Source organism: Streptomyces sp. NPDC054956 (assembly GCF_053609185.1).
On sequence record NZ_JBSGXB010000162.1, the window covers coordinates 1 to 16,952 of the forward strand.

Consider the following 16,952-nt stretch of genomic DNA (forward strand, 5'->3'; position numbering starts at 1 on the left):
CTTGACGGGCCGGCCCGGCGCGGAAGGACACTGGACTTCCGGGACGCCCCCCGGTCACCGTCGAAGCCACCGAGTGCGTGGGCCCCGCCAACCCCGGCTCCGGCCCACCGTCGCAGCCCCACCCGCCCCGCCCCCTACGGCGGGATCAGGCCTTCTTCGGGCCTTGCGGCTCCGGCGCCGTGAGGTCGATCAGGCGGCAGACCGTTTCGATGTCGATCTTTACCTGGGCGATCGACGCGCGGCCCGAGAGCCAGGTGATCAGGGCCGAGTGCCAGGTGTGTTCGATCACGCGGACCGCTGAGAGCTGTTCCGCCGTCGGCGGGGCGTCCAGGCCCATGGCGTCGAGGATGATCGCCGTGGTCAGGCGGGACACCGTGTCCACCTCGGGGCTCACGCTGCGGTCCGCGAAGGTGAGGGCGCGGACCATCGCGTCGGCCAGGTGGGGTTCGCGCTGGAGGGCGCGGAAGGCGCGCATCAGGGTTTCGGCGACCCGGGCCGCCGGTTCGTCGCCCGCCGGGGGGCGTTTGCGCAGCGTCGTGTGCATGTGCTGGAGCTGGTCCTGCATGGTGGCGACGAGCAGGTGCACCTTGGACGGGAAGTAGCGGTACAGCGTGCCGAGGGCGACGCTGGAGGACTCCGCGACCTCGCGCATCTGGACCGCGTCGAAGCCGCCCCGGCTGGCCAGCTGGGCGCTGGCGTGCAGGATCCTCCTGCGACGTGCCTCCTGACGTTCCGTCAGGGGTGGGGACGCCGGTGTGGTGACGGCTGGGGTCACGGCCTTCGCTTCCGCTGTCATCTGTCCCGTTCCAAGGCGTTCCACGTTTGTGTGAGAGGGGTTGTGCGGGGCTGCTCCGCGCCCAGCATGGCAGGCGCCCGAGCCGTGGCGCGAATCACCCGCCACCCCTCTTACGGTGTGGTTTCCGGCCGGTAGATTCAATGGTCTTCAACGGATCAAGTCTGAAACTTGTTCTACATTATCCGAGCGGTTACGCTCCGGCGAAAGTGCAGGGAGAAGGGGGCCGAGAGTGACCGCTGAGGCCATGGTGACGAGCCCTTTCACGGGTTCACCCGCCGACGGCAGCCGCCCGTTGCGGATCGCGCTCCTCACCTATAAGGGGAACCCGTTCTGCGGTGGCCAGGGCGTCTACGTCCGGCACCTCTCGCGCGAGCTCGTGAAACTGGGCCACTCCGTCGAGGTGATCGGCGCGCAGCCCTACCCGGTCCTCGACACGGGCGCCACGCTCACCGAGCTCCCCAGCCTGGACCTCTACCGCAGCCCCGACCCGTTCCGGACCCCCAAGCGCGACGAGTACCGGGACTGGATCGACGCCGTCGAGGTCGCCACCATGTGGACCGGAGGCTTTCCCGAGCCGCTGACCTTCTCGCTGCGCGCCCGCCGCCACCTGGCCGCCCGCGCCGGCGAGTTCGACGTGATCCACGACAACCAGACCCTCGGGTACGGGCTGTTGGGCGACCTGGGCGCTCCGCTGGTCACCACCATCCACCACCCCATCACCGTGGACCGCGAGCTGGACCTGGCCGCCGCCAAGGACCGCAAGAAGCGCGCGTCCGTCCGCCGCTGGTACGCCTTCACGCGCATGCAGGGCCGCGTCGCCCGCCGTCTGCCCTCCGTGCTCACCGTCTCCGGCTCCTCGAAGCAGGAGATAGCCGACCACCTCGGTGTCCAGTGCGAGCGCATCCACGTCGTCCACATCGGCGCCGACACCGACCTGTGGTCGCCCGACGCCTCCGTGGCCGAGGTGCCCGGCCGGATCGTGACGACCTCCAGCGCCGACGTCCCCCTCAAGGGGCTCGTGCACCTCGTCGAGGCGCTCGCGAAGCTCCGTACCGAGCAGCCCGACGCCCACCTCGTCGTCGTCGGCAAGCGCGCCGAGAAGGGCCCGGTCGCCCGCGCGATCGAGACGTACGGGCTCCAGGACGCCGTCCGCTTCGTCAAGGGCATCACCGACGCCGAACTCGTCGACCTGGTGCGCAGCGCGCAGGTCGCCTGCGTCCCCTCCCTCTACGAGGGCTTCTCGCTCCCCGCCGCCGAGTCCATGGCCACCGGCACCCCGCTGGTGGCCACCACCGGCGGTGCGATCCCCGAGGTCTCCGGACCCGACGGCGAGACCTGCCTCGCGGTGCCGCCCGGCGACGCGGGCGCGCTGGCCGCGGCCCTCGGCCGGCTGCTGGGCGACCCGGAGCTGCGCGCCCGCCTCGGTGCCGCCGGCCGCGAGCGGGTACTGGCCCGCTTCACCTGGGCCAAGGCCGCGGAGGGCACCGTCGTGCACTACCGCGCCGCCATGCAGCAGGCCGCCACCGCCTCCCGCGGCCGCGGCACACGGTGAGTTTCACCTTCCGTCCGATGCAGTTCCCCTCTCACCCCCGCGACCGCGAAGGCAGGACCACGTGCTGACCGTCGATTTCTCCCGGTTCCCGCTCGCCGCAGGCGACCGCGTACTCGATCTGGGCTGCGGCGCAGGCCGGCACGCCTTCGAGTGCTACCGGCGCGGCGCCCAGGTGGTCGCCCTCGACCGCAACGGCGAGGAGATCCGCGAGGTCGCCAAGTGGTTCGCCGCCATGAAGGAGGCCGGTGAGGCACCGGCCGGGGCCACCGCCACCGCCATGGAGGGCGACGCCCTCGCGCTGCCCTTCCCCGACGAGTCCTTCGACGTGATCATCATCTCCGAGGTGATGGAGCACATCCCCGACGACAAGGGCGTCCTCGCCGAGATGGTCCGTGTCCTGAAGCCCGGCGGACGCATCGCCATCACCGTGCCGCGCTACGGCCCCGAGAAGATCTGCTGGGCGCTCTCCGACGCCTACCACGAGGTCGAGGGCGGCCACATCCGCATCTACAAGGCGGAGGAGCTCCTCGGCAAGATGGAGTCCGCCGGCCTCAAGCCGTACGGCACGCACCACGCGCACGGCCTGCACTCGCCGTACTGGTGGCTCAAGTGCGCCTTCGGCGTCGACAACGACAAGGCCCTGCCCGTGAAGGCGTACCACAAGCTCCTGGTCTGGGACATCATGAAGAAGCCGCTGCTCACGCGGGTCGCGGAGCAGGCTCTGAACCCGGTCATGGGCAAGAGCTTCGTCGCCTACGCGACCAAGCCGCACCTGCCCGTGAGCGCGGCCGCGGGCGCCGAGAAGTGAGCTCGCCCGGGCGCACCGCACCCGAGCACCTGGTCCTGGACGGCGTACTGACCGCGGAGCAGGCCGCCGCCACGGTCGAGGGCATCCTCGCCGCGCAGCGCGCCGACGGGGCGATCCCGTGGTTCCGCGGCCACCACCTCGACCCGTGGGACCACACCGAGGCCGCCATGGCGCTCGACGTGGCGGGCGAGCACGAGGCCGCGGAGCGGGCGTACGACTGGCTCGTGCGCCACCAGAACGAGGACGGCTCCTGGTTCGCCGCCTACGCGGACCGCGAGGACGGGGTCGACACCCACGAGCCGCAGGACGCGAGCCTGGAGAGCAACTTCGTCGCGTACCTCGCCGTCGGCGTCTGGCACCACCACCTGTCCACCGGTGACGACGCCTTCCTCGACCGCATGTGGCCGGCCGTGTACGCGGCCGTGGAGTTCGTGCTGCGGCTCCAGCAGCCCGGCGGCGAGATCGGCTGGAAGCGCGAGGCCTCGGGCGAACCGGTCCGCGACGCCCTGCTGACCGGGTCCTCCTCCATCCACCAGGCGCTGCGCTGCGCGCTGGCCATCGCCGAGCACCGGGGCGAGCCGCAGCCGGACTGGGAGCTGGCCGCGGGCGCCCTCGGGCACGCGATACGCCGGCACCCGGAGCGGTTCCTGGACAAGTCCCACTACTCCATGGACTGGTACTACCCCGTCCTGGGCGGGGCGCTGACCGGCGCGGAGGCGAAGGCGCGGATCGAGGAGCGCTGGGACGAGTTCGTCGTCCCGGACCTGGGCGTGCGCTGCGTACTGCCGAACCCCTGGGTGACCGGCGGGGAGTCCTGCGAACTGGCGCTCGCGCTCTGGGCCATGGGGGAGTCGGACCGGGCGCTGGAGATCCTGCGCTCGATCGGCCACCTGCGGGCCGAGAACGGCATGTACTGGACCGGGTACGTCTTCAAGGACCGTGCCGTGTGGCCGGTTGAGCAGACCACCTGGACGGCGGGCTCCCTGCTCCTCGCGGTGGCCGCGCTGGGCGGCGACGAGGCGACGGGCGTCGTCTTCGGCGGTCTGACCCTGCCGGTCGGCCTGGAGCCGGACTGCTGCGAGTGAACACCGCGTTCGTCCCCCGGCCGGCCGGGGGACGAACGGCGGTCAGCGGCGGTACAGGCGCCCGGCCACGGCGTGGCCGATGACGAGATAGGCGACGGCGGCGATGCCGTAGCCGACCACCACCTGGACCCATGCGCGGGTGAAGGTGAACAGGTCGTAGGACCAGCCGGCCAGCCAGGTGGCCGCGTCGTGGATGAAGTCGACCAGGCTGTTGCCCTGGTTGGCGTCCAGCAGGTACAGCAGGATCCACAGGGCGATCACGAAGGCCATGACGTCCGCGACGACCGCGACGACGCGGCCCGCTTGCCGACTGCTGTCCCTGGTACGTACTCGCGTGTGTGTGGGCATGGTGCGCGTCTTGCCGCCTTTGGGCCGGGTAAACCCGAACGGGTCCCCCGGGTGGCGGAGTCGCTTCGGCGGGGTGAGGCTGCGGGGGACCCCTGAGTCCCCGGAGGCAACCCGTGTCCCTACCCACCCGAACCGTCCGATTCCGTCGCGCCCTCACGGCGGTGCTGCTGTCCTGCGCGCTCCTGGGCGGTGCCACCGCCTGCGGCTCGGGCGGCGACGACGCCGCGAGCAGCCAGAGCGACGAGGTATCGGTGGCCATGGCCGCGTTCGCCGAGGCCGACGCGGCGGCCTCGGCCGAGGACGCGGAGGCGGCCGCCGCCTCTCCCTCGGCCAGCAGCGCCGAGGAGAAGCAGAAGTTCGCCAAGACCCGCTTCGTGGCCAACGCCGGGCTCGCGGCCGGAGCCACGTACCAGTGGATCATCAAGCCGTACCGTGACGGCAAGTTCAAGAAGGGTGCCAAGGGCCGCAAGTTCGCCCTCGTCAAGGCGGGTCTCGCCGGTGCCTTCGCCTACAACCGGCTCAAGGCCGCCTCCGAGAACGCCAAGGGCGACCCGCTGCTGTCGAAGGCCGTGGGTCCGCTGACGGCGGGCATCGACTCCCTCAAGGGCCTCGGGTCCAAGCTGCGCAAGGGTGACGCCGGCGACGCCGACATCAGTGCCTTCGAGAACATCATCAACGGGGTCAAGGACGCCGGGAAGAGCGCCGGCGCCACGGTGACCGACAAGGTCCCGAGCGCGGGCCAGCTGGCGGGCTGAGCCCCTGCCCCCGCATGGTCGGAAACAGGCCGGACCGGATCGTTCCGGTCCGGCCTGTTTCAATGGGCGGGTGATCGAGTACGTGTTCATCGCCGGGGCGGCCGCCGGAGCCGGCTGGCTCCTGCGCCGCAAGCACCGCCGGCGCGTGGCCGACGGGCCCGCCCCCGGCATCCCCTGCATGGCGCGCCTGCCCGCCGGGCAGGGCCGCTGGCGCACGGGCCGGGTGTACGTCGAACAGGGCACGGCCCGCTGGGTGCCCGGGCGGGGCGAGCCGGTGCTCCTCGCCGACGGCCGGGCCACGGACGTACGGGCGCCTTCCGTGAAGGAGGGCCTCTCCATCAACCCCGGCTCGCGGATCGTGACCTGCGCGTACGCGGACGGCGCCACCGCCACCGGCAGCATCGAGATCGCCGTGATGCCACTGGACCTGCGGGAACTGATCGCCGCCCTGCCGCAGGCGGACCCGGAGCCGGGTTCGGAGCCGGGTTCGGAGCCGGGCTCCGGGACAAGCCGCGACCCCGCCTAGGAGTTCAGCTCCGCCAGCACCCGCAGGGTGTGCGGGTCCGGGGCCGTCAGGAGCAGGTCGGTGACCGGGCCCTTGCGCCACAGTTCGAGGCGCTCCGCGATCCGCTCCCGGGGGCCGACCAGGGAGATCTCGTCGGCGAACGCGTCCGGGACGGCCATGACCGCCTCCTCCTTGCGCCCGGCGAGGAACAGCTCCTGGATCCGCCGCGCCTCCTCCTCGTAACCCATCCGGCCCATCAGGTCGGCGTGGAAGTTGCGGGCCGCGTGCCCCATGCCGCCGATGTAGAAGCCGAGCATCGCCTTCACCGGGAGCAGCCCCTCGGCGACGTCGTCGCAGACCTTCGCCCGCGCCATCGGGGCGATCATGAACCCCTCGGGGAGGTCGGTCAGCGCGGCCTGGTAGACGTCCGTGCGGGTCGGTGACCAGTACAGGGGGAGCCAGCCGTCCGCGATGCGGGTGGTCTGGGCGATGTTCTTGGGGCCCTCCGCGCCCAGCAGGACCGGCAGGTCGGCGCGGAGCGGGTGGGTGATGGGCTTGAGCGGCTTGCCGATGCCGGTGCCGTCGGCGCCCCGGTACGGGTGGCTGTGGAAGCGGCCGTCCAGCGCGACGGGCGCCTCGCGGCGCAGCACCTGGCGGATGACGTCCACGTACTCGCGGGTCGCCGTGAGGGGGCTGGAGGGGAAGGGGCGCCCGTACCAGCCCTCGACCACCTGCGGGCCGGACAGGCCCAGGCCCAGCATCATCCGGCCGCCGGAGAGGTGGTCCAGGGTCAGGGCCTGCATGGCGGTGGCGGTGGGGGTGCGGGCGGCCATCTGCGCGATGGCGGTGCCCAGGCGGATGCGCGAGGTGTGGGCGGCGATCCAGGTGAGCGGGGTGAAGGCGTCCGAGCCCCAGGCCTCGGCGGTCCACACCGAGTCGTAGCCGAGGTTCTCGGCTTCGGCGGCGAGGTCGAGGTGGTCCGGGTTGGGGCCGCGGCCCCAGTAGCCGAGTGCGAGTCCGAGGCGCATGTACGGTCCCCTCCGCGATGCCGGCACGATGCCGGGTCAGCTCTATCTGACGATGCGTCAGGTGACTGTAGGGCAACGGCCCCCCGCCCGGAAGGGCGGGGGGCCGCTGTGACGTCGTACGGGTCCTGCGGGCCGGTCAGCCGCGCTGGATGCCCGAGGTGTCGTTCAGGACGCCGCGACGGCCGTCCTGGGTCTGGGCGATCAGCGTGGCCGGACCGCGCTGCTCCACGGCCAGGTACCAGGTGCCCGGCGCGAGTTCCGCGATCGGCGCGGGGCTGCCGTCCTCCGCGAAGAGGGGGCGGGCCACCGGAACGGCGAACCAGAACGGGGTGAAGTCCGCCGCCGGGGCGGGCGCGGAGTCCTGCGGCGCGGGCGCCGGAGCGGGCTCCGGGGAGCCGCCGTAGGGCGGGGCCGGCTGCGGGGTGGCCCCGTACTGCTGCGGCTCCTGGCCGCCCGGGTACCCGTAACCGGCGCCCGGCTGCGGCTGGCCACCGTACGGCGGGACGGCCGCGGCCGCGGGCTTCGGGTCCGGAACCAGCTGGCCGGCGAGGGCGGGGAGCTTCGCGCCGAACAGGGTGACACCGGCCAGAGCCGCGGTCGCCAGGAAGGCGAGGACGGCACCCGCGCCCAGGTCGATCCCGGTCGGGCAGGTGATCAGGGCCCACAGGGCCGACCAGGCGGCCGAAACCGCGAGGACGGTGCCCCAGGCCTGGAACGGGATGCCCAGGAGCTGGCGGCCGGCGGGCTGGAAGCGGGCGGCGAGGAGCAGGCCGACCGCGATGAAGGCGAGCAGGAAGATGCTCGGGAGAGCCAGGTGGTAGGAGTCGGTGTCCCACACACTCGGGGTGTTGATGTTGGTCGCGGAATAGAAATCGAGGAACGAGGCGATGAACAGCAGCGCCGCTGCTCCGATCACCACGCCGTCGCCTCGAGTGAGGGAGCGGATGTTCACGTCTTAGGTGTCCTTCTCGGTCTCGTCGTCTCGTGGTGCCGTGGTCGCACGCCATGACGGAGTGGGCGGGCGGCACCATGGTACGGAGGTCCACCGCGGCCGAGAGGGTCGGGGCTGCGGGCCGCCCCGAAGGACGGCCCGTGGGGACTACCCGCCGAGGAAGCCTACGATGCCGTCCGCGATTCCCTGAGCCGCTTTCTGCCGCCACTCCGGACTCGACAGCTGCGCCGCGTCCTTGGCGTCACGCATGTTGCCGCATTCGATGAACACCTTGGGGCGGGTCGAGAGGTTCAGTCCGCCGAGATCGTCGCGGATCACCAACCCGGTACCGCTGCCGAGGTAGTTGGCGGGGGCGGAACCCGTGGTGCGGGCGAAGTTCCCGGCTACCCGCTCGCCGAGCTGCCGGGACGGTTCGATGATCTTAGCGGTGTCCGCGCCGCCGCCCTTCACCTTGGCCGGGAGGATGACGTGGAAGCCGCGGTTGCCCGCGGAGACCCCGTCGGCGTGGACGGAGACGACGGCTTCGGCGTTCGCCTCGTTGCCGATGCGGGCGCGCTCGTCGATGCAGGGGCCGAAGGGGCGCTCGGCGCCCGCCTCGTGGGTGAGGATCACCTTGAGGCCCTTGGCCTCCAGGACGGTCCGCAGCCGCCGGGAGACGTCCATGCTGAACTCGGCTTCCATGTAGCCGGAGTTGGTGGTGGTGCCGGTGGTGTCGCACTCCTTGCGGTTGGTGCCGATGTCCACCTGGCGGTTGATCTCGGTGGTGTGCTTGAAGTTGCCGGTGTTGTGGCCGGGGTCGATGACGACGACGCGGCCGGCGAGGGATGTGGCGGTGGTGGGGGTGCCGGTCCCGGTGCTCGGGCTCGCGTCGGCGGGGGCGTTCGCCGGGCTGCTCGCGGGGGCGCTCGCGGGGGACCCCGGGCCCGCGGCCGTGGCGGCGTTCGCGCCCGCGTCCGGCGACCGGGAGCCGAGCGGCATCACGATCCGCGGCGGGCGGGAGTCGTCGGTCGCACCTCCGCCGAGCACCTCGGTCAGCACCCAGCCCGCGAGGCAGACCGGGGCGAGCGCGGCGACCGCGACGGCCAGCGTGGACCGGCGGGCGTACCAGGGCCGGTCCGGGCTCACGGAGGAGGCGGACTCGGGAGGCGGGGGGCTGTCGTCGTAGCGCACCCGGCGATGCTAGACCGGGGGTCGGTCGTGCGTACGGACCGTGGGCCAATCGGGGGCGCGGTGCGCTTATATGCCGACCCGGCCTGTGGGCCTCACCCGCCGGCCGGGCCGGCCGGGCCCGCGCGGCGGCGGGCGGGGCGGGTCAGATGCCCTGGGAGACTCGGCGCAGGACGCGGAGGGAGTCCGTCACCGAGACCTCCTCGAAGGCGCCGGAGGCCATCGCGCGGAGGTAGATGCGGTACGGCGCCTGCCCCCCGTCCGCGGGGTCGGGGAACACGTCGTGGATCACCAGCGTGCCGCCCGCGGCGACGTGCGGCGCCCAGCCCTCGTAGTCGCCCGTGGCGTGCTCGTCGGTGTGCCCGCCGTCGATGAAGACGAGGCCGAGCTTCCCGCCCCACGCGGCGGCGACCTGCGGGGAGCGGCCCACGATCGCGATGACGTGCTCCTCCAGACCGGCCCGGTGCAGGGTCCGGCGGAAGGTGGGCAGGGTGTCCATCAGGCCGATCTCCGGGTCCACGACCGACGGGTCGTGGTACTCCCACCCCGGCTGCTGCTCCTCGCTGCCGCGGTGGTGGTCGACGGTCAGCGCGCTGACCCCGGCCTCGCGGGCGGCGTCGGCGAGCAGGATGGTGGAGCGGCCGCAGTACGTCCCGACCTCCAGCAGCGGCAGCCCGAGCCGCGCGGCCTCGGTGGCGGCCTCGTACAGGGCGAGCCCTTCCCCTACGGGCATGAACCCCTTGGCGGCCTCGAAGGCGGCGAGGGTCTCCGGCTTGGGGCTGGCCATGGTGTTCCTCCTGCGGGACTGGGCGACGGTCATCGGCGGCCCATGGTGCCTTACCCGCTGGTAGGACGCCATGCCCGGGGTCCGGGCCCGCCGCCCGCCAGGGTCCCGCCCGCCGGGCTCCGGCCCGCCTCCCGGCGAGGGTCCGGGCGGCCTCCCGGGAGGGTCCGGGCCCGTCAGGGACGGGTCTCCGGGTGGGCCGTGAGGAGGGTCGCGAGGTGGCGGGTGGGGGTGGTGGGGTCGGTGGGGTGGAGGAGTTCGGTGCGGTGGATCAGGCGGGGGGTTCGGACCGGGATCGCCTTGACGCCGGGGAAGGTGCTTCCCAGGGACAGGGGGAGCGCCACCAGGCCGTGGCCGGCCGCGGCGAGGGCGGCGAGGCCGTGCGGATCGGTTCCGCGGTGGCGGAGGCGGGGGTGGAACCCGTCCGTGTGGCAGACGGCGCGCAGCCTGTCGAGCGGAACGGCGGTGTCCGGGGCGTCGATCCACTGCGCCTGCGCGAGGTCGGCCAGCCGTACCGAGCGCAGCCGGGCGAGGGGGTGGCCGTCCGGGAAGAGGACGGAAAGGGGCTCCTCGGCCGCGACGAGGGTGACGGTGGGGCCGAGGTCGGGCAGCGGCAGGGGGTCGCTGGGCGCGGCCACGCCGTCGATCAGGCCGAGGTCGGCGCGAGCGGTCAGTACGTCTTCGATCACCGCTTCCCGGTCCAGGACGCGTACTTCGATCTCCAGGCCGGTGATCGTGGCGCGCAGCCGTGCGAGGGCCCGCGCGACGGCCGGCCCGAGGGCGGCGGGGGAGCAGGCCAGGGCCAGCCGGGCGGTGGGGGCCTGGTCCAGGCGCGCGATGTCCGCGCGGGCGGCGTCCAGCCGCAGCAGCAGCGCGGGGGCGTGCTCCATCAGCCGGGTGCCGGCCGGCGTGGGCGCGACGGGCCGCCGTTCGACCAGCCTGGCGCCCAGGTCGGCTTCGAGCGCGGCGATGTGCTGGGACACGGCCGACTGCGTGTAGCCGAGGGCCGACGCGGCGGCGGAGAACGAGCGGTGCTCGAGGACCGCGACGAAGGTGCGCAGCAGATGCGGATCCATGAGCATCAGTATCGCTTATGCGAGCACCAGGGATCATCGTTGGACCTGATGGCCGGACAGCTCGCAGGATGGCTCTCATGAACGACGACGACTCGACGAACTTCATCAAGGGCACGGACGGCACGGGCGGCCACCACGTCGCGCGGATCGCCCTCATCGCGGACCGCTCCGACGCCGTCCGTTCCCATGCCCGCGTCCCCGGCCTGCTGGAGGCCCTGCGCGAGCGCGAAGGGCTGGACCTGGACGCCTACTGGATCCCCACCGAGGAGGCCGGCGCGGGCATGGACGGCTTCGACGCCGTCTGGGTCCTGCCCGGCAGCCCCTACCGCAGCGAGGGCGGAGTGCTGGCGGCGATCCGGGACGCCCGCGAGAACGGCATCCCCTTCCTGGGCACGTGCGGCGGCTTCCAGCACGCCCTCCTGGAGTTCGCCCGCACCGTCTGCGGCCTCGACCGGGCCGGTCACGCCGAGAACGATCCCGGGACCGCCGACGAGGACGCCGTGGTCGTCCCGCTGGCCTGCTCGCTCGTCGGCCACGAGGGCACGGTACGGGTCACGCCCGGCTCCCGGGCCGCCGGCCTGCTCGGCGCCGACCGGACCCGGGCGCGCTACCACTGCAACTACGGCCCCAACCCGCACCACTTGGACCTCCTGCGGGCACACGGCATGACCTTCACGGGGACGGACGAATCCGGCGACATCCGCATCGCCGAACTGGCCTCCCACCCCTTCTTCCTGGCCACCCTCTTCCAGCCCGAACTCGACGGCGACGGCACCCGCGCCCACCCGCTGATCACCGGCCTCGCCGCGGCCGCCGTGGACCACGCCCGTACGCGGAAGCCGGCGACGGCCTAGGCGCCGTCCGGGCGGGGCGGGGCGTCGCACTCGAACCACACCGTCTTGCCCGTGGCGTTCGGCTCCGTGCCCCAGCGGTCGGCCACCGCCTCCACCAGGAGCAGCCCGCGCCCGCCCTCGGCGAGTTCCCCGCCTCCGTCCGTACGGGCCGCCCGTGGGGGAGCGGGGCAGCCGTCCGACACCTCGACGCGCAGCCCGTCCGGCTGCCGCAGGATGAGCACCACGCAGTCCCGTCCGGGGACATGGCGTACGACGTTGGCGACGAGCTCGGTGAGCGCGAGCCCGGCGGCGTCGGCCAGCCCGGCGAGGTCCCAGCGGTCCAGGAACATCCGCAGGATGCGGCGCATGTGCCGCGCGGAATGGTCACCGACGGTGAAGCCCATGCGGTAGCTGGCCTCAACTTCGTTGGTCAAGTGCTCAGTTGTGAGATTCATGACACCAGGCTGGAGCGGCGTGGTTACGCTCGGCTATGGACCGAAACGAACGCAGCACGGTGTGCACTTGGGGGTGACCGCTCCATGGTCAACATCCGCGATCTCGATCCCAGCGCCTCCCCGCTGGACTACTACGGCTCGGAACTGCGCCGCCTGAGGGAGGACGCGCAGCTGAAACAGGGGCAGCTGGGGAGCATCGTCTTCTGCGCGGCCTCCCTGATCGGCCAGATCGAGACGGCCCGGAAGGTCCCGACCCGGGACTTCTCGGAACGGGTCGACGCGGCGCTCGGGACGGGCGGCGTGTTTTCCCGCCTGGTGGGCTTGGTGCTGCGCAGCCAGCTGCCCACGTGGTTCCAGGCGTACGCGGAGATGGAGGCGCGGGCCACCTACATCTCCACGTTCCAGGCGCAGTTGGTTTACGGGCTGCTGCAGACCGAGGAGTACGCGCGGGCGATCCTGGGAGTGCGGGGTGACGAGGGGCTCGACGGGAAGGTGGCCGCCCGCATGGAGCGGCAGCGCATCATGGACCGGAGCGAGCCGCCGCTGATGTGGGTGGTGCTGAGCGAGGCAGTGCTGCATCAGGAGATCGGTGGCCGGGAGGTCATGCGGAACCAGCTCGCCCATCTGTTGGAGCTTCGGAGCCGGGAGTGGGTGCGGGTCCAGATCTTGCCTTTCGAGGCAGGCTCACATGCGGGGCTGATGGGTTCGTTCACTCTTCTGCGGTTCGATGACGACCCTGATCTCGTCTACACCGAGGACTTCATCCAGGGGCACATGACCGCCAATCCGCAAGCGCTCAGGGAGGGTTCGCTCCGTTACGATCATTTGCAGGCCGCCGCCCTCTCCGTGGAGGACTCGGCGGCACGGATCGCCCGTGTGATGGAGGAACGCTATGGACAGCATCCAGGACCTGATGGGCGCGCGCTGGCGTAAGTCTTCGTACAGCGGCGACACCGGCGGCGAGTGCGTCGAGTGCGCCCCCCTCGGCACAGCCGCCTGGCGCAAGGCCTCGTACAGCGGCGATACCGGCGGCAACTGCGTAGAAGTCGCCGCCCAGCCCTGCCGGATCGCCGTCCGGGACTCCAAGAACCCCGACGGCCCCGCCTTCACCGTCACCCCCGCCGCCTTCGCGGCCTTCGTGCGCGGTCTCTGACCTCCGTGATCGGGGGGCAGAAGGCCGGAATGGCCTTGGCCGTCGTGTTCGGGGTCGTGCTCTGCGGCGTGGCGCTGTTCGGGATCCGCTCCATGGGCGACCCGTACCCGTCGTTGTTCGGTGTACGGGTCGACGGCGGGCGGATCGCCATCAAGGTGCCGCTGTGTCCCGGACAGAAGGTCGTCTCCGTGCGGGTCCGGGACTTCGACGGCCGCAAGACGCTCTGGAAGGCCTCGGCTCCGGCCACCCCCGAGGTGCTGCGCGGAGAGGTCACCCTCTGGCGGTCGGAGGACTTCCTGAAGTCCGGCGGTGGGCAGCAGCCCGCCAAGCTGGCGGAAGCGTACGAGGTCACGGTCGAGGTCTTGCTCCCGGGCGAGGAGGGAACCTCCGATGACGTCACCGCCACCGTCTGGGTTCCCAAGGAGCAGTCGGAGGCCTGGACGTACGTGACCGCCGACGGCCGCAGGACGACCCAGGAGCCGGACATCCCGGCGACCGACTGCACGCCCTAGGCTTTCGATCATGACGGAGCCGCAGATACGAGAGCTGTTCGACGAGAGCCGGCGCGACCACCGGGACGACGGCCGCCCGCGCCCGGTCCGGACGTACCTCTGGCACCCTCCCGTGTCCGCCGGGACGGAGCCGCCGGTGGTGCTCGTCTCGCACGGTTCGGGCGGTTCGGCGGGGCAGGTGGCCTGGCTGGCGGAGGCGCTCGCGGCGGCCGGGTTCCTCGCGGTCTCGGTCGACCACCACGGCAACAACTTCGTGGACGGTTACCTCCCGCAGGGCTTCGCCTTCCCGTGGGAGCGGCCGGGCGATCTGTCGTTCGTCCTGGACGTGCTCGCCGCCGAGCGGCCGCTGCCCCTGGTCGGGGCGGTGGGCTTCTCGGCCGGCGGGTACACGAGCGCGGCCCTGGTGGGGGCCCGGCTCGATGCCGGTGTGCTGGGGGCGGTCCTGGGCGGGCAGGTTCCGCTGCCGCCCATTCCGGAGTTCCCGGACCTGATGGAGGTCCTGCGGGAGTCCGTCGACGGTGAGCGGCTGGCGCGGGCGGTCGCCGAGGGGGAGCTGGACCACACGGATCCCCGGGTGGGTGCCGCGTTCCTCGTGTGCCCGGGGATGGGCGAGATGGTCACCGCGGAGAGCCTGAAGGGGATCACGCGGCCGGTGGCGGTCCGGTGGGGCGGGGCCGACGTCATCACGCCCCCGGAATCGAACGCGCTGCGCTACCTCGACGCCGTCCCCGGCGCCGAAGGGCGCTCGGCCGGTGCGGACGTGGAGCACTACCACTTCCTCGGTGACAACCCGGACGGCGCGGAGGTCCGTAGCCGCGTGGCCGCCGAGGCGGTGGAGTTCTTCCGCGCCCGGCTGGGTGGCGGGGCCGACGCGTAGGGCCGAGGAGGGGGAGGTCCGGCCGAAGGCGACCTGGCCGAGCCGACGCCGATCCGGGATCGGCGGGACAACCCGTACGGCCGGTGGTACACCGGTAGTTCGGCCCGTCCGTGCGAAGGGGAACGCCATGGGGGCACGTACGGGCGCGGCCGGTGCGGCGGGACGTGGACGGACGGTGGCGTCGTGAGCGGGTGGCGGAAGGCCGGGATCGCCGTCGGCGCCGTGGTCGCGTTGGTCGTCTTCACCTGGGGGCTCGACGCGCTCGGCTACCGCTCCCCCGACGATCCGTCCCTCCTGATGGCCGGCGGCGTACGGATCGACGACGGCCGGATCACCGTCAAGGTGCCCGTGTGCCGCAAGGGCGAGGTCGAGTCCGTGCGGGTGAAGGACAGTCCTCAACTGCTGGGCAAGGTGCTGTGGGAGGCGACCGGTCCGCTCACCCCCGAGGTGCGGCACGGGACGGTCACCCTCTGGCAGGCGGCGGACTTCCGAGAGGTGAGCGGCGGGGAGCGGCCCGTCCCGCTGCCGGGGGTGCTGCAGGTCTTGGTCTCCGATGCGCAGGGCGGCGAGGGGGTGCTCTTCAGGCCGGACGAGGTGGCCAAGGCAGAGCTGCCCGAGGGGAAGTACTGGACCAAGGACGGGCCCAGGACGGCCGCCCAGATCGACCGGGTGCGCCACTGCAATCGCTGACCCCCTGACGGGCGCCGGGGGTTGCACGGACCGGGACCACGTGGTGTAGGCCACCCTTGCCTTCATCCTGCATCCAACTGGCTCTACTCTGATGCGGATTCGAACGGCCGGGGGGCCGGTTCAGCCGACCACAGGGACCACGGGGGACGGGCAGCATGAGCGGTGTGACCAAGGGCGGCGGCCAGGACGACGATTACGTCGACGGGGGCATCAAGCCGCTCACGGCCGCCGATCCGAGCCGGATCGGGCCGTACCTGCTGCTCGGGCGGCTCGGCGCCGGCGGCATGGGGCGGGTGTTCCTGGCCCGGTCCGAAGGCGGGCGCACGGTCGCGGTGAAGGTGGTGCACGAGGAGCACGTCTCGGACGCGCAGTTCCGTGCCCGGTTCCGCCGCGAGATCGACTCCGCCCGGAGCGTCGGCGAGCGGTACACCGCGCCCGTGCTGGAAGCGGACCCCGACGCCGAGCGGCCCTGGGTGGCCACCGGGTACGTACCCGGGCTCTCGCTGGAGCAGATCGTGCGCCGGCACGGCCCCCTGCCCCTGGACTCCGTGCACGCCCTCGCCGACGGGCTGCTGCACGCCCTCGCGGACATCCACGCGGCCGGGATCGTGCACCGGGACCTCAAGCCGTCGAACGTGATGCTGACCGTCGAGGGCATCCGGGTCATCGACTTCGGCATCGCGCGGGCCCTGCGGACCTCCGTGGACTCGCTGCTCACCAGCACCGGCCTGGTCGTCGGCTCGCCCGGGTTCATGTCGCCCGAGCAGATCCGCGGGCAGCGCACCGGGGCGAAGAGCGACGTGTTCACCCTCGGCTGCGTCCTGATGTACGCGGCCACCGGCAAGCTGCCGTTCGGGCACGGGGCCAGCAACCAGCACGCGGTGATGTTCCAGATCGTGGAGGACGAGCCGGATCTGGAGGCCGTCGGCGACGAGGCCCTGAGCGCGCTCATCCGCCGCTGCCTGACCAAGGGCGTCGACGAACGGCCCGACGTGGACGAGCTGTTGGAGGACCCGGAGCGGGTACGTCCGGCAGCGCTCGGCGGGGCGTGGCTGCCGCCCGGGGTCGTGGCACGCCTCGCCGGCCAGGCGGCGCGGCTGCTCGACGCGGAGGCGGTGCCGAGGCGGGAGGCCACGGCCGCCGGGGAGCCCGGCCACCCGGCGACCCTCGGGCTGGGCGGGGCCGTGTCCGGTTCCTCCGAGCGGGAGACGGAGTCGGAGCCGGAGCCCGCGGCCGACCCGGTGCCGGTATCGGTGCCTGCCCCGGCTCCGGCGGTCGCCGCGACCGGGAGCGAGCGGCAGGGCGGCCGACGGCCGTGGTGGAGGGTGGCGGTTCCGGCCGTCCTCGTCTTCGCGGTCGGCGGTGGCACGGTGGCGCTGCTCCAGCCGTGCGGCGGCGGGCACGACGACGGGAAGCAGGCCTCGCCCCCGGCGGCGAGCGGGCCGGTGACCCCCGGCTCCGCGGGCTCCCCGTCCGCGGCGGGCGGGTCACAGACCCCGGGCAGCCCGGAGGCGCAGACTTCGCAGCGTCCGCCGGCCCCGGGGGCGGACGGCAAGGTCGGCGGAGCCGCCGGGAC

Annotated in this window: 20 protein-coding genes; 12 read left to right on the forward strand and 8 right to left on the reverse strand. The window is 72.8% G+C overall.

The annotated features are described in order from the left end of the window. Positions 1-145: 145 nt before the first annotated feature. The gene (locus ACWGDE_RS23575; protein ID WP_453390986.1) at positions 146-796 is read right to left on the reverse strand and encodes a TetR family transcriptional regulator; all 651 of its coding nucleotides are present in this window, start codon (positions 794-796) and stop codon (positions 146-148) included. A gap of 229 nt (positions 797-1,025) precedes the next feature. Here ACWGDE_RS23575 and ACWGDE_RS23580 point away from each other — a divergent pair, with 229 nt between their 5' ends. From ACWGDE_RS23580 to ACWGDE_RS23590, 3 genes are all read left to right on the forward strand, one after another. Further along, complete coding sequence (locus tag ACWGDE_RS23580) at positions 1,026-2,348, forward strand: glycosyltransferase family 4 protein (protein ID WP_453390987.1); 1,323 nt, start codon at positions 1,026-1,028, stop codon at positions 2,346-2,348. A gap of 61 nt (positions 2,349-2,409) precedes the next feature. After that, complete coding sequence (locus tag ACWGDE_RS23585; protein WP_453390988.1) at positions 2,410-3,156, forward strand: class I SAM-dependent methyltransferase; 747 nt, start codon at positions 2,410-2,412, stop codon at positions 3,154-3,156. Then, complete coding sequence (locus ACWGDE_RS23590) at positions 3,153-4,241, forward strand: prenyltransferase (protein ID WP_453390989.1); 1,089 nt, start codon at positions 3,153-3,155, stop codon at positions 4,239-4,241. The genes ACWGDE_RS23585 and ACWGDE_RS23590 overlap by 4 nt, the downstream gene beginning before the upstream one ends. 42 nt (positions 4,242-4,283) lie before the next feature. On the opposite strand, the gene ACWGDE_RS23595 is transcribed toward ACWGDE_RS23590, so the two are convergent. Then, positions 4,284-4,589 (reverse strand): hypothetical protein, encoded by a 306-nt coding sequence (locus ACWGDE_RS23595; RefSeq protein ID WP_453390990.1) that lies wholly within the window; start codon positions 4,587-4,589, stop codon positions 4,284-4,286. A gap of 113 nt (positions 4,590-4,702) precedes the next feature. On the opposite strand from ACWGDE_RS23595, the gene ACWGDE_RS23600 reads away from it, so the two are divergent. Both ACWGDE_RS23600 and ACWGDE_RS23605 read left to right on the forward strand, forming a co-directional pair. Next, complete coding sequence (locus ACWGDE_RS23600) at positions 4,703-5,344, forward strand: hypothetical protein (RefSeq protein WP_453390991.1); 642 nt, start codon at positions 4,703-4,705, stop codon at positions 5,342-5,344. Between the two features lie 70 nt (positions 5,345-5,414). Then, the gene (locus ACWGDE_RS23605; protein ID WP_453390992.1) at positions 5,415-5,870 is read left to right on the forward strand and encodes a hypothetical protein; all 456 of its coding nucleotides are present in this window, start codon (positions 5,415-5,417) and stop codon (positions 5,868-5,870) included. Here ACWGDE_RS23605 and ACWGDE_RS23610 read toward each other — a convergent pair. From ACWGDE_RS23610 to ACWGDE_RS23630, 5 genes are all read right to left on the reverse strand, one after another. Then, positions 5,867-6,877: an LLM class F420-dependent oxidoreductase gene (locus tag ACWGDE_RS23610; RefSeq protein ID WP_453390993.1), complete on the reverse strand. Its 1,011-nt coding sequence runs from the start codon at positions 6,875-6,877 to the stop codon at positions 5,867-5,869. The genes ACWGDE_RS23605 and ACWGDE_RS23610 overlap by 4 nt on opposite strands. Positions 6,878-7,013: 136 nt before the next feature. Beyond that, positions 7,014-7,829, reverse strand: a complete 816-nt coding sequence (locus ACWGDE_RS23615) for a hypothetical protein (protein WP_453390994.1) — start codon at positions 7,827-7,829, stop codon at positions 7,014-7,016. A gap of 147 nt (positions 7,830-7,976) precedes the next feature. Next, positions 7,977-8,999: an N-acetylmuramoyl-L-alanine amidase gene (locus ACWGDE_RS23620; RefSeq protein WP_453390995.1), complete on the reverse strand. Its 1,023-nt coding sequence runs from the start codon at positions 8,997-8,999 to the stop codon at positions 7,977-7,979. Positions 9,000-9,141: 142 nt separating this feature from the next. After that, complete coding sequence (locus ACWGDE_RS23625) at positions 9,142-9,783, reverse strand: class I SAM-dependent methyltransferase (RefSeq protein WP_453390996.1); 642 nt, start codon at positions 9,781-9,783, stop codon at positions 9,142-9,144. A 173-nt stretch (positions 9,784-9,956) separates the two neighbouring features. Next, a complete protein-coding gene (locus ACWGDE_RS23630; protein WP_453390997.1) occupies positions 9,957-10,856 on the reverse strand; it encodes a LysR family transcriptional regulator in 900 nt (299 codons plus the stop codon). Between the two features lie 77 nt (positions 10,857-10,933). Here ACWGDE_RS23630 and ACWGDE_RS23635 point away from each other — a divergent pair, with 77 nt between their 5' ends. Beyond that, positions 10,934-11,710 (forward strand): CTP synthase C-terminal region-related (seleno)protein, encoded by a 777-nt coding sequence (locus ACWGDE_RS23635; RefSeq protein ID WP_453390998.1) that lies wholly within the window; start codon positions 10,934-10,936, stop codon positions 11,708-11,710. Here the strand turns inward: ACWGDE_RS23635 and ACWGDE_RS23640 are convergent. Beyond that, positions 11,707-12,093 carry an ATP-binding protein gene (locus ACWGDE_RS23640; protein ID WP_453391005.1) on the reverse strand — a complete coding sequence of 129 codons (387 nt, stop codon included), beginning with the start codon at positions 12,091-12,093 and terminating at the stop codon, positions 11,707-11,709. The genes ACWGDE_RS23635 and ACWGDE_RS23640 overlap by 4 nt on opposite strands. A gap of 135 nt (positions 12,094-12,228) precedes the next feature. Between ACWGDE_RS23640 and ACWGDE_RS23645 the strand changes: the two genes are divergently transcribed. The 6 genes from ACWGDE_RS23645 to ACWGDE_RS23670 all read left to right on the forward strand — a co-directional run. Further along, positions 12,229-13,077 (forward strand): helix-turn-helix domain-containing protein, encoded by an 849-nt coding sequence (locus ACWGDE_RS23645; protein ID WP_453390999.1) that lies wholly within the window; start codon positions 12,229-12,231, stop codon positions 13,075-13,077. Then, the gene (locus ACWGDE_RS23650; RefSeq protein WP_453391000.1) at positions 13,037-13,297 is read left to right on the forward strand and encodes a DUF397 domain-containing protein; all 261 of its coding nucleotides are present in this window, start codon (positions 13,037-13,039) and stop codon (positions 13,295-13,297) included. Before ACWGDE_RS23645 ends, ACWGDE_RS23650 begins: the two co-directional genes overlap by 41 nt. A 29-nt stretch (positions 13,298-13,326) precedes the next feature. Continuing rightward, positions 13,327-13,809: a hypothetical protein gene (locus tag ACWGDE_RS23655; RefSeq protein ID WP_453391001.1), complete on the forward strand. Its 483-nt coding sequence runs from the start codon at positions 13,327-13,329 to the stop codon at positions 13,807-13,809. Between the two features lie 10 nt (positions 13,810-13,819). Next, positions 13,820-14,686 carry an alpha/beta hydrolase family protein gene (locus ACWGDE_RS23660; protein WP_453391002.1) on the forward strand — a complete coding sequence of 289 codons (867 nt, stop codon included), beginning with the start codon at positions 13,820-13,822 and terminating at the stop codon, positions 14,684-14,686. A 183-nt stretch (positions 14,687-14,869) separates the two neighbouring features. Continuing rightward, positions 14,870-15,376 carry a hypothetical protein gene (locus ACWGDE_RS23665; protein WP_453391003.1) on the forward strand — a complete coding sequence of 169 codons (507 nt, stop codon included), beginning with the start codon at positions 14,870-14,872 and terminating at the stop codon, positions 15,374-15,376. A 155-nt stretch (positions 15,377-15,531) separates the two neighbouring features. After that, positions 15,532-16,952, forward strand: a 1,421-nt coding sequence (locus ACWGDE_RS23670) for a protein kinase domain-containing protein (RefSeq protein WP_453391004.1), incomplete at its 3' end; no start/stop codon positions are given.

Bases quoted from the DNA above. Each gene is read 5' to 3' on its own strand.
- ACWGDE_RS23645 (WP_453390999.1), top strand. From the start codon at position 12,229: ATGGTCAACATCCGCGATCTCGATCCCAGCGCCTCCCCGCTGGACTAC.
- ACWGDE_RS23635 (WP_453390998.1), top strand. From the start codon at position 10,934: ATGAACGACGACGACTCGACGAACTTCATCAAGGGCACGGACGGCACG.
- ACWGDE_RS23575 (WP_453390986.1), bottom strand. From the start codon at position 796: ATGACAGCGGAAGCGAAGGCCGTGACCCCAGCCGTCACCACACCGGCG.
- ACWGDE_RS23625 (WP_453390996.1), bottom strand. From the start codon at position 9,783: ATGGCCAGCCCCAAGCCGGAGACCCTCGCCGCCTTCGAGGCCGCCAAG.
- ACWGDE_RS23610 (WP_453390993.1), bottom strand. From the start codon at position 6,877: ATGCGCCTCGGACTCGCACTCGGCTACTGGGGCCGCGGCCCCAACCCG.
- ACWGDE_RS23630 (WP_453390997.1), bottom strand. From the start codon at position 10,856: ATGGATCCGCATCTGCTGCGCACCTTCGTCGCGGTCCTCGAGCACCGC.
- ACWGDE_RS23650 (WP_453391000.1), top strand. From the start codon at position 13,037: ATGGACAGCATCCAGGACCTGATGGGCGCGCGCTGGCGTAAGTCTTCG.
- ACWGDE_RS23595 (WP_453390990.1), bottom strand. From the start codon at position 4,589: ATGCCCACACACACGCGAGTACGTACCAGGGACAGCAGTCGGCAAGCG.
- ACWGDE_RS23655 (WP_453391001.1), top strand. From the start codon at position 13,327: ATGGCCTTGGCCGTCGTGTTCGGGGTCGTGCTCTGCGGCGTGGCGCTG.
- ACWGDE_RS23660 (WP_453391002.1), top strand. From the start codon at position 13,820: ATGACGGAGCCGCAGATACGAGAGCTGTTCGACGAGAGCCGGCGCGAC.
- ACWGDE_RS23640 (WP_453391005.1), bottom strand. From the start codon at position 12,093: ATGGGCTTCACCGTCGGTGACCATTCCGCGCGGCACATGCGCCGCATC.